General features: G+C 41.2%; 9 protein-coding genes. 3 read left to right on the top strand and 6 right to left on the bottom strand.

The window, feature by feature from the left end; genetic code table 11:
• Positions 1–63 precede the first annotated feature (63 nt).
• Positions 64–2,691: a helix-turn-helix domain-containing protein gene (locus DW173_RS23045; protein ID WP_008639993.1), complete on the top strand. Its 2,628-nt coding sequence runs from the start codon at positions 64–66 to the stop codon at positions 2,689–2,691.
• Between the two features lie 95 nt (positions 2,692–2,786).
• Here the strand turns inward: DW173_RS23045 and DW173_RS23040 are convergent, their stop codons facing one another.
• The 3 genes from DW173_RS23040 to DW173_RS23030 form a co-directional block, all read right to left on the bottom strand.
• A complete protein-coding gene (locus DW173_RS23040; protein WP_120145306.1) occupies positions 2,787–3,407 on the bottom strand; it encodes a lysine exporter LysO family protein in 621 nt (206 codons plus the stop codon).
• 66 nt (positions 3,408–3,473) lie between these two features.
• Positions 3,474–3,749: a LysO family transporter gene (locus tag DW173_RS23035; protein ID WP_004315294.1), complete on the bottom strand. Its 276-nt coding sequence runs from the start codon at positions 3,747–3,749 to the stop codon at positions 3,474–3,476.
• A 569-nt stretch (positions 3,750–4,318) separates the two neighbouring features.
• The gene (locus tag DW173_RS23030; protein ID WP_015531029.1) at positions 4,319–5,251 is read right to left on the bottom strand and encodes an SDR family oxidoreductase; all 933 of its coding nucleotides are present in this window, start codon (positions 5,249–5,251) and stop codon (positions 4,319–4,321) included.
• Positions 5,252–5,457: 206 nt separating this feature from the next.
• Between DW173_RS23030 and DW173_RS23025 the strand changes: the two genes are divergently transcribed.
• Positions 5,458–6,627, top strand: a complete 1,170-nt coding sequence (locus DW173_RS23025) for an RtcB family protein (RefSeq protein WP_055234616.1) — start codon at positions 5,458–5,460, stop codon at positions 6,625–6,627.
• Between the two features lie 283 nt (positions 6,628–6,910).
• Here the strand turns inward: DW173_RS23025 and DW173_RS23020 are convergent, their stop codons facing one another.
• The 3 genes from DW173_RS23020 to DW173_RS23005 form a co-directional block, all read right to left on the bottom strand.
• On the bottom strand, positions 6,911–8,185 hold the full coding sequence (locus DW173_RS23020) for a clostripain-related cysteine peptidase (protein ID WP_120145305.1): 1,275 nt from the start codon (positions 8,183–8,185) through the stop codon (positions 6,911–6,913).
• A 420-nt stretch (positions 8,186–8,605) separates the two neighbouring features.
• Entirely contained in the window at positions 8,606–9,505 is a 900-nt protein-coding gene (locus DW173_RS23010; RefSeq protein WP_120145304.1) for a helix-turn-helix domain-containing protein, read from the bottom strand.
• A gap of 30 nt (positions 9,506–9,535) precedes the next feature.
• Positions 9,536–10,438, bottom strand: a complete 903-nt coding sequence (locus tag DW173_RS23005) for a helix-turn-helix domain-containing protein (protein ID WP_008022585.1) — start codon at positions 10,436–10,438, stop codon at positions 9,536–9,538.
• Between the two features lie 205 nt (positions 10,439–10,643).
• On the opposite strand from DW173_RS23005, the gene DW173_RS23000 reads away from it, so the two are divergent.
• Entirely contained in the window at positions 10,644–11,660 is a 1,017-nt protein-coding gene (locus DW173_RS23000) for an SDR family oxidoreductase (protein WP_008022584.1), read from the top strand.
• Positions 11,661–11,816: the final 156 nt, after the last annotated feature.

Below are 11,816 nucleotides of genomic sequence, written 5' to 3'. Positions count from 1 at the left end.
CGTACAGTTCTTAATGGGGAATGCGGCGGTAACGCCGCAAACCTACATAACAATATAACTTTCATGGAAAATAACCCGGAACTGCAGCTAGCTTGGCAGTTCATAGAAAATACAGGCACACATTTATTTCTTACCGGAAAAGCCGGAACCGGAAAAACGACATTTCTTAGACGATTGAAAGAACACACCCCTAAGCGCATGGTTGTATTAGCACCGACAGGGATCGCAGCCATCAATGCGGGAGGAGTAACGATTCATTCTTTCTTTCAGTTGTCTTTTGCCCCTTTTGTGCCGGAAACTACCTTTAATTCTTCCCAAACACATTACCGTTACAGTAAAGAAAAGCGGAACATAATTCGTAGCATGGATTTGCTCGTTATTGATGAGATCAGTATGGTGCGTGCCGATTTGTTGGACGCGGTGGATGCAACTCTGCGGCGGTATCGCGATAGAGAGAAACCGTTTGGCGGGGTGCAACTGTTGATGATTGGAGATTTGCAGCAATTGGCTCCCGTCGTGAAAGATAATGAGTGGGAACTGTTGAGGAAGCATTACGAAACCCCTTATTTCTTTGCGAGCCATGCGTTGAAAGAAACGGTATATATGACCATTGAACTTAAAAAAGTCTACCGGCAGAGTGACACATTCTTCCTGTCTTTATTAAATAAAATCCGGGAAAATAAGGCTGACGATGAAGTGCTGAATGAACTGAACCGTCGTTATCAGCCCGGTTTCCAGCCACAAAAAGAAGAAGGATATATTCGGCTGACGACACATAATTATCAGGCACAGAAAGTAAATGACCGTGAATTGGCATCTTTGTCCGGCAAGGCGTATCATTTTCGTGCCGAGATAGAAGGAGATTTCCCCGAATATTCCTATCCTGCGGATGAACTCCTGACAATAAAGGAAGGAGCGCAAATTATGTTCCTGAAGAATGATCCATCGTCCGAGAAACGATATTATAACGGTATGATTGGTGAGGTGGTCACTGTTAATGATGCAGGTATTATTGTGCGGGGGAAGGGGAATAAATCAGAATTTCAGTTGTTGCCGGAAGAGTGGGGAAATTATAAGTACGTACTGAATGAGGAAACAAAGGAAATCACGGAAGTGATAGAAGGAACGTTCCGTCAATATCCTATCCGTCTGGCATGGGCCATTACGATACATAAAAGTCAGGGGTTGACGTTTGAGCGTGCCATTATTGATGCGCGTAACTCTTTTGCGCACGGGCAGACTTATGTAGCGTTGAGCCGTTGCAAGACTTTGGAAGGGATGGTGTTGGAGTCTCCTTTGCGGAGGGAAGCCATTATTAGTGATGCTACGGTGGATAATTTCACCAAAGCGGTAGAGCAGAATAAGCCGGGCAGTCAGCAGTTGAACGATATGCAAAAGGCGTATTTCTTTGATTTGTTGAGTGATTTGTTTAATTTCTATTCGATCGATCAGGCTTATAAACGATTGCTTCGTTTGATAGATGAAGATTTGTATAAGCTCTTTCCGAAGCAGTTGGCAGAATATAAGGCATTGGAACCTCGCATCAAAGAGAAAATAGTGGAAGTGTCCCAGCGTTTTCGTAACCAGTATACCCGGTTGATACATGAGAGTGAAGACTATGCGACGAATCAGGAGTTACAGGAGCGGATTCGTTCCGGGGCCAGATATTTTCATAAAGAGTTGGCGCCGGTTCGGGCTTTGTATAATAAGACTAATATGCCTCTTGATAATAAAGAGTTGAGAAAGCTGTTGGCGGAACGTATGCAGGCGTTGGATGATGCGTTGTGGATTAAAGAGTCTTTGTTGGAGGCTGTGTCTGCAAGAGAGAGATTCGCTATTACGGATTATTTGAAGTTGAAGGCTAAAGTAATGTTGAGTCTTGAGGATGATTCTTCTTCTTCCGGTTCTTCGAAAGCGTTGAAAGAAAAGAAAGAGCGGAAGGAACGGAAAGAGCGTACACGTAGCGGTGCTGAAAAGGTGAAAGTGGAAGTGCCTACGGATATTTTGCATCCGGAGCTTTATCGCGCCCTGTCTGAATGGAGGACAGCCAAAACACGTGAGGTGAATCTTCCTGCGTATGTTATTATGCAGCAGAAAGCGTTGATGGGAATTGTGAATCTGCTACCGGATAATCCAAGAGCTCTGGAAGCGATACCCTATTTCGGAGCAAAAGGGGTGGAAAGGTATGGACTTGAAATATTAGGCATTGTCCGTAAGTATATGGCGGAAAATCAATTGGAAAGACCGGAAATAATGGATATGCTCATCTCTGATAATAGGGAAGCCGCAAGCCGACGGGAAGAGCTGAAGCAACGGAAAGAAGAACAGAAGCAACGGAAAGAGGAAGAAAAACAGAAGAAGGAAGCAGAGAAACAGAAAAAAGAAGCGGAGAAGGAGAAGAAAAAAGATACAAAATTAGTCAGCTATGAAATGTTCTGCCAGGGAATGAGCATAGATGAAATAGCCAAAGCTCGCGAATTGGTATCGGGAACCATTGCCGGTCATTTGGAATATTATGTCCGTTTAGGAAAGATTAAAGTGGAGAAAGTAGTGAAAGCTGAAAATCTGGCGAAGATTCGTAAGCATCTGGAAGAACATGAATACATGGGAATATTTGCCATTAAGGCAGCGTTAGGAGACGATGTCTCCTATGCTGATATAAAGTTTGTATTGGCTGTTTCCGGACATTAACTAATTATGTTTGGACCTAGCCCCAAACATAAAAATATCTCTGTCTTTCGTTCACAATGCTCATTCTTGCTCTTGTCAAACCATCGCAAGAAATATCAGAGATTACAGAAAAAAGAAACAAAAACAGGAACACTGATATCAATCAGAATACCGTGTAAGATAGCGATGGGAATCATTTCTTTTCCCGAATATCTGCTGATGGAGGGCAGGAGTACATCCATCGAATTGACTCCTGCCGCTGAAATAGGAGCCAGTTTCCCGAAATACTTCTTGATGATTGGAGTACCGAGAAGTGCCATCATCTCACGGAAAATATTAGTCAACAGTGCGATAGTTCCTAATTCCGTAGCCAGTTGCAGCCCGATAGAAGGCTCTTTGAACTGGGTGATAAGGATAGAAGAAAGCGAATAGTATGCGAATCCGCTTCCCACTGCCATACAGTCGAACACGCTCCATTGGCGCAATAGCAGGCTTGCTAAAGCAGAAAACAGCAACGTACCGATAATCGTTCCCAACGGAATCAACAGCATTTTAGGGTGCAAATGCGACACAATCGCTTTCAGGTTCTTATTAGAACCGATACTGATTCCCACTTGCAGCATTAACGCATAAAGTATATACATCGAAACTGTGTGCGTATCAAACTGGAACTTGTTGAAAGCTCCCATGACACAACCTACACAAAAGAATAATATAACGCTCAAACTTCCTTTCATTGTTCACCTCCTTCTTGAATAAACGCGTCTTTTTTCCTCTTAAAAGAAATCAGACTCCTTTTTTTATTATTCGCCTCCTTTTCTAAAAAACAATTGCAGTACCAGACGGGCAGCGATCAGGCTTCCCAATACACCGGACACGGCAAGAACAATTGCCTGCCATCCGAATTTACCGAGATTGTTTACAATCAGGCTATTAGAACCGATAGACACACCGAGAATGAAGAGCAACAAGAATATTGTAAGAGAAATTGTCTTTTCTGTCTTTTGCAAGATACTCCAGTTACGCAATACATAACCGATGCCGATTCCTAAAAACATAGTAGATATAATAGAGAACATAATGTATATATTTTTGGTTAGGTTAAACTGATTATTGACAACACACAAGAGAATTCTCAAAGAAGATGATACATCTGCTTGAAAATCGGAAAGGAATACTGCTGTGAATAGTGAAACAAGTCAGCAGATAGTTCCTGTTAAGAAATAATAGGGTAATTTAGATGAATCCACTGAACCAATGTACATGCACGCAGCAAGACTTACAGAAAGTCGGTATTCCTGCAAGAAAAAGATTAGCGTTATGTAGTTGTAATGTTTGATTCATCATTGGTCTTTTTTAATTTTGGTGCAAAGATAATAACTTATTGCATATTTTCAAAATAAATATGCAATAAATGAAGCGAAAGAATTATTCGGAATGAAATAGATTGTTGTAAAAAGTAGTATTGTTTCCAATTCTACCACTGTCTTCAATTTGGGCACTATCCCGTATTTTGTGTAAATAGCCACTGTTCATCATTTGGGGACTCTCTTATTATATAAATAGAAACCACAGAATTCCTCTTGTAGTTTTCTGCTTACGTAAAATGATGGATAATCCTTGAATAATTGATAATCTGTCCTCTTCCTTATAAATGTTCCCAGTTCGCAAGAGCTTCTTTAAGCTTCTGTGGCTCGTATCCAAGCATTGTTCGTGCTTTATCGATACTCATTCCACTAAAACGGGGACGGGGAGTGGTTTCATTCATTTCCTCTGTCGTGACAGGATGGATAAGAGAGTGATCCAGTCCCATATAATCTGCTACCTGATAAGCAATCTCCGCAATGCTCATGCACTCAACGCCACAAATGTGAAAGATACCGTTCGTTGGATGTGCTATCAAACGCTGTACACCATCCGATACGTCTCCAACATAAGTCGGTGTCCGCCATTGATCGGATACGACACGGATTTCTTGTCCGGCTTTCAAACGGTTCATTACCAACTGGACGATATTACCGTGTTGTCCCGGCAGCGCTCTGCCATAAACGATTGCTACACGGACAATAGCATAACTGCTGCAAGTTTCTGCCACTTTCTCTTCTCCTTTCCACTTGGTATATCCGTAATAGTTGACGGGAGCGGGGATGTCTTCTTCTGTGTACAACGGTCCGGCATCTTCATTTATCTTTTCATCGAAAACAAACATCTTTCCATCGAAAACAAAGTCCGTCGATAGATGAATGAACCGGCTTTTATATTCTTCGCAAAAAACAGCCAGTTGGCTCACTGCGGTCACATTGGTAAGATAAGCCTCTTCATGATGCGTCTCGCAATAATCCGGCACGGACAGGGCGGAACAATTAATGACCACATCAGGCTGAACCTCCTCAAAAAGACACTTAATGTCCGCTTCATTCCGTATATCTGTTTCAATGAAACGATATTTCCCTACATCATTCGGAGAAATATCCGGATGCAGAGAGCACCCCGTTACCTTATATTGTGCATGAACAGACAAATCATTCAATATTTGGCGTCCGGTGAATCCATTGGCGCCGATAATCAATATCTTCTTCATTAGGTTCTATTTATATATAGTGTTATAGATATCAAGGCGCCATATCCGGACTTTTTGATGATACAATCATTGCGGAGACACGACTTTTTTGCACATATTTCTACAAAAATAGAAAATAATATCCATTGCGCAAATAGATTTCGTACTTCCCATCTTACTTTGCTCCCGATAACGAGATTTATATGAATGGATAAAAGAAAAGAAGTATGGAAAAAGTAATTATGGGAACACGTTTGCCCGCTAAGCTTTGGTTGAATGAAGTAGAAGACTCTTGTATGTCGCAGATTATGGATTTGACTTCACTTCCTTTTGCGTTTAAACATATCGCCATCATGCCTGATGCCCATGCGGGAAAAGGAATGCCAATTGGCGGTGTGTTGGCTACGAAGGGTGTGATTGTTCCCAATGCTGTGGGAGTGGATATCGGTTGTGGAATGTGTGCGATTAAGACCAATCGAAAAGCGGAAGATTTTAGTTATACGGATTTGACTTCCATCATGTCGAAGATTCGTGCGGCCATTCCCTTGGGATTCGACCACCATACTAAAAAGCAAGATCAGGAGTTACTTCCACGAGGATTCGACCTTGAGGAGATGCCTATATTGAAGAATCAGTACGAGGCTTGTTTGAAGCAGATAGGAACCTTGGGAGGAGGAAACCACTTTATTGAGATTCAGAAAGATACCGAAACGTCTGATGTGTGGGTGATGATTCACTCCGGAAGCCGTAACATTGGTTTGAAGGTTGCCAATCACTATAATAAGATTGCGCAATATTGGAATGAGAAATGGTATTCTGAAATGGTATCGGGACTGGCTTACCTGCCAATGGAGACGCAGATGGCAAAGGATTATTTCCGTGAAATGAACTACTGTGTGGCCTTTGCCTTTGCCAACCGTCAGTTGATGATGACCCGTATCTGTGAAGCCATTCAGGCAGTGAAACCTGAAACGGACTTTGAGCCTATGATTAATATTGCCCACAATTATGCAGCCTGGGAGAACCATTTCGATCAGGATGTGATTGTGCACCGAAAAGGAGCTACGCGTGCCTATGAAGGTGAGATTGGTATTATCCCCGGATCTATGGGTACTAAATCCTATATCGTTGAAGGACTGGGTAATCCGGAGAGCTTCAAAAGCTGTTCGCATGGTGCCGGCCGATTGATGGGAAGAAAAGATGCCTGTCGCCGTTTGTCACTGGATGAAGAGAAAGAGCGAATGAACCAGCAAGGAATCATTCACGGACTCCGTTCGCAGGATGAACTGGATGAAGCGCCGGGAGCTTATAAAGATATTGCGCAAGTGATAGCGAATGAGCGGGATTTGGTGAAACCGTTGGTGGAACTTGCTCCAATGGCAGTTATTAAAGGGTGATTGACAGATGTACCAAGAAGAGGAAAGCAAAGGCAATTTGGAGTATAGGCATAAAAAAAGGAGCAACGCCTTGCTCCAACCTTTGTTAACCTTAAATCTAATACTATGAAAAACACATTGCAAAGATACGGACTCTTGGGAAATTAGCAAATAATCCAAGAAAAAAAGTATGTTTTATAACATTGATTAAGAATTTGTATTCTCGAATCTATTTTTATTAAGAGATTTGACCGATCACAGACAAGAGTAAAGCTCCATTATCGTACTATTTCTTTTAGTAGCCTTAATGAGTGGCAACATACCACGCTGTTTCGTTCTTTTTCAAAGCAGCTGCACTAGTGCTTGGATCAGAAATAGTGATACCGGAGAAAGTATTGATCTTTTTTCGTTCTCCATAATAGGAGGATATTGCTGTAAAATAATACTCCGTATTCCTTTTATATGGAACTGTGCGTTTCAGTTGTTCGTTGAATTGCTCCAATAAATCAGGATCGGAGCATAGCTTTGCAACATAATCACCACAATCAAAGAATATGGAAGGTTTATATCCGTCTAAACTCTGCAAAGAAGAAATTAATTCTTCGTTAAACGTATAACGTTGATTTATTTCTTTCATAATGGCCGCCAGATTATCTATTTCCGAGCAATCTGTGACACTGATTGTTCCGCAGGGAGTGACATAATTTGAATAAAAAGAATAGAAACCATCACAAATCTTTTCATAATCTATGTTTCCGATTAAGTACTGGCCAATCTTGTCGTATGGCATGCCATAAGCCATAATTTCACTAGTGGATGCTATCAGGTGACTTGTTACGTTTTTAAGGTCATAAGCAACCTCTACTGTCGACATATAGCAGTCGTCGAAAAGGATATACTCCATCTTCAATCCTGCGCTCGATATTCCTTCGGCAAGTGTAGTAATATCCGTCTGATACTTGGATTCTCTGCCTCCGAAGAGACGTGTCATAGGTGTATTCCCATATTCCCAATGTTTTTTGACTGTTTGCAGGCTACTGCGTGATTGCGTTTTTGATACGGGGATCCATCCCATTCCGTGGCATCCGATAATCATTGCATATCGTTTGGCGGGAGAGTAGGTCTGTACATCATTCAGGATAGAAGTGATACCCTCGGCCGTTGTATAGATGGGAGCCGGATAATTATAGCTTTTTAAAGCCTTCTGCACAGCTGCGCCTTTTTCGTAAGAAAGCTCATAGAGAGTGGCTTTGGTAGCCGTTGTACATATAAATACGAGAACCCGCTCGTTTTTCAATATATTCTGTCCGATAATACTTTTCAGATCAGCAATATTCTGATAGAAAAAGGAAGTCAGGTCAGTCGACCAGGGCAGATACATAAATACAGTTTGTTCATTATCCGAACGAACCACCGGGTCGGTAGGATCAGGATCTGTCGGATCAGTGTTGTCCGTCTGCCTTGTGCCCGGAGATGTAGAAACCGGATCTTCTTTCTCACACGAAATCATGCCGAAAGAAAGAAATAATACGAAGAGGATTGATTTCATCAGACGATAATATTGTTGCATTGTTTCCATTATTCTACAAGGATTAAATTTTCTTTTTATATATAACGTAAAAAGAGAACTTTTGATTTGCTTTACCGGGACATAATTGATACATCTCTCTTTGCAAAGTTACTGAAAAATAGCGTAATTCCAATACTGTTATTCATAAGAAAGAACAGCTGTCCGGGAAATGGTATCTTAGGAAGTTAAAGAGGAGAGTTGACGTATGGACATAAAAAAAGGAGCAACGCCTTGCTCCAACCTTTGTTAACCTTAAATCTAATACTATGAAAAACACATTGCAAAGATACGGACTCTTGGGAAATTAGCAAATAATCCAAGCAAAAAAGTATGTTTCATAACATAGATTAAGAATTGGATATTTCAATTCAAATTTTATTAAGACTTTTTTGTTGCTTTATCGTCCTCCAATCCTTTTAGATTTCATTTCTAGTTAGGTACTCTGAAGTCATTCGGAGAGCAACCGGTAACTTTCTTGAATAGCCGGCTAAAATACTGTGGATTCTGAAAACCTAGTTCTTGTGTTATCTGATTAACTGTTTTATCAGTATTTAGCAACCAGTCTTTGGCAATCTCGAAGCGTTTGAATTCGATGTATTCTTTAAAAGATTTCCCCGTTTCGTGCTTCAGTAAGTCGTTGAAATATTCAGGAGACAAATGAAGCATGTTAGCGCAATACTCATTTGATAGTACATCGACAGCCGGTACCGGCTTCGTTTCGAAATGGTTATTTATCATTTTATCAAATTGTTTGATAATCGTTTTATTCACTTCGTTACGTGTAATGAATTGGCGTTCGTAGAAACGTACACAGTAATCCAGCAATAGCTCTATATACTTGGAAACTATTTTTTTGCTGTGGCGATCAATACAACGTTCGAGTTCCTGGTTGATTCTGTCCATAAATTCCAGAATGATCTGTTTCTCGCGCAATGATATATGCAGTGCCTCTTCAGGCTGATAAGAGAAGAAAGTATAGTTATCTATATTAAGTCCGAGCGGAGTGCCACAAATCAGATCGGGATGAAAAGCCAATATCCATCCTTTAGAGGGAAATCTCTTATTTTTTTCTTTCATACTGATAGACTCTCCGGGAGCCAGGCAGATCAAAGTACCGTCCGAGAAATCATAATACTGGTGACCATACACATAGGCCTCACATTTACACTCACTCAATAGAATCGTATAAAAGTCGAACTTGATGTCCGTATGAGGCGACAAGTCAGCCTTTGAGAGATCAATGACACTCACCAGCGGATGTAGTGTTTTGCTTCCCAGACAACAATTGCATTGATGCACGGTTCCTATTTTGAGTACTTTATCTCCCATGATGTTGAGACTCCTGTAGCTAAAAAATGCTTAGTTTCTTTGTTTATATTCGTTCGGGGTGCAACCGACATGCTTTTTAAACAATCGGCTGAAGTGTTGTGGATATTGAAATCCCAGTTCATAAGCCACCTGGCTGACAGTTTGAACACCTTCCAGTATTCTTTCTTTTGCCAGTTCGATAATCCGGCACTGGATATATTCCTGTGCAGTTTTTCCTGTTTCCTTCTTTATCAAGTCTCCGAAATAATTAGGAGAGAGACATGCCTTGTCTGCAAAATATTTCACGGATGGCAGTCCTTCGGTTATTGCCACCTGATTCTGGAAGTATTCGTCCAGCAATTGCTCGAATTTTACGATAATATCTTTGTTCGCCTGATTACGTGTAATAAACTGCCGTTCGTAGAAACGCATACAGTAATCCAGCAGTAGTTCGATGTTTCGCACGATGAGTTGCTTGCTGTGTTTGTCAATAGGATGCTCCAGCTCGATCCTAATTTTATGTATGCAATCAGTTACGATTTCTCTTTCCTGGTCTGAAAGATGCAATGCTTCATTTACCTCATAAGAGAAAAAAGTATAGTTCTTGATATGCTGTCCTAATGAAGTTCCGCGGATTAAATCGGGATGAAACAAAACGCCGATTGACTTGGTGCGGGGAGCAGGTCTGTTGCGGTTGTCTATTCCGCTCACTTGTCCCGGTGCCATACAAACAACCGTTCCTTCCTGATAATCGTAATTCTTACGTCCATAAGTGAGGTCGCCACATTTTGCATCCTTCAGGAACAAGCAGTAGAATCCGATATTCATACGGATATATTCAACTGACCTGGTGGCTTTTGAGAAGTCGATTACATTCACCAAAGGGTGCAATGTTTCCAGTCCAAACAATTGGTCATACTGATCGACGGTTTCAATTTTTGTTATTTCATCCATATGCTTCTGTTATTAATCTGATACAAAGATAAAACATTTGAAGGTATCTTTTTAATTTCATTCAGCAAATCAGTAATATGGGTATAAGAATCAGTAATCTGTATACTACATAAACTTTCGGGCAGAAAAAATAAATGGCAATGATTGCTGGAAGTAAATGATGGAATTGATATATTTGTTCCGGAGAATATAAAAAACAGGTTTTATGAAAGCATTATTTATTGGAGGAACAGGTACGATTAGTACAGATGTAGTAGCATTGGCGCAACAAAAAGGGTGGGAGATTACTCTCCTAAATCGTGGTTCGAAAAAGATGCCGGAGGGAATTCACAGTATCATTGCGGATATTAATGATGAAGAAGCTGTGGCAAAAGCCATCGTGTCCGAACATTACGATGTGGTTGCACAGTTCATTGGCTATACGGCAGAAGACGTGAAGCGTGATATCCGCCTGTTCCAGAATAAAACGCGGCAATATATCTTTATCAGCAGTGCCTCTGCCTACCAAAAGCCATTGGCCGATTACCGCATAACCGAAAGCACCCCATTGGTCAATCCCTATTGGCAGTATTCCCGTAACAAGATAGAAGCGGAAGAAGTGCTGATGGCAGCCTATCGCACAAACGGTTTCCCTGTTACAATCGTCCGTCCCAGCCATACCTACAACGGAACAAAACCTCCCGTATCTGTACATGGCGATAAGGGAAACTGGCAGATCCTAAAACGAATCCTTGAAGGTAAACCTGTTATTATCCCCGGCGACGGTTCTTCTTTGTGGACATTGACTCACTCTAAAGATTTTGCCAAAGGTTATGTAGGACTGATGGCGAACCCTCATGCCATTGGGAACGCTTTTCATATCACTACCGATGAAAGCATGACCTGGAATCAGATTTATCAAACCATTGCCGACGCGTTGGGTAAACCTCTGAATGCATTACACGTAGCCTCCGATTTCCTTGCCAAGCATAGCGATCATTATGATTTCAGAGGTGAACTGTTAGGAGATAAAGCAGCTACGGTAGTCTTTGATAACTCGAAGATAAAGCGGTTGGTTCCTGATTTTATATGCAACACTTCCATGGCAGACGGATTACGACAAGCCGTACACTATATGCTTTCCCATCCGGAATCACAAATACCCGATCCGGAATTTGATTCATGGTGTGATCGTATTGCCAACGCAATAAGTGCGGCAGATAAGGCCTTCGAGCTTTCCTAATTCTGTGCCGAACTTACTTGATTTAATTCCGGACTGTCTGATCTAATCTATAGGACTACTTGATTTTATTTCAGACTTCCGGGGTTTTATATTGAAGTACCTTATTTAGGGATATTCCTAAAATAATAAAATTTAAGGCAACTAATTCATTGCGAG

Origin of the sequence: Bacteroides sp. AM16-13, assembly GCF_003602705.1 — a bacterium.
GTDB lineage: Bacteria > Bacteroidota > Bacteroidia > Bacteroidales > Bacteroidaceae > Bacteroides > Bacteroides xylanisolvens.
Note: the sequence above shows the minus strand (reverse complement) of the source record. Positions and strands in the feature narration are given on the sequence as shown.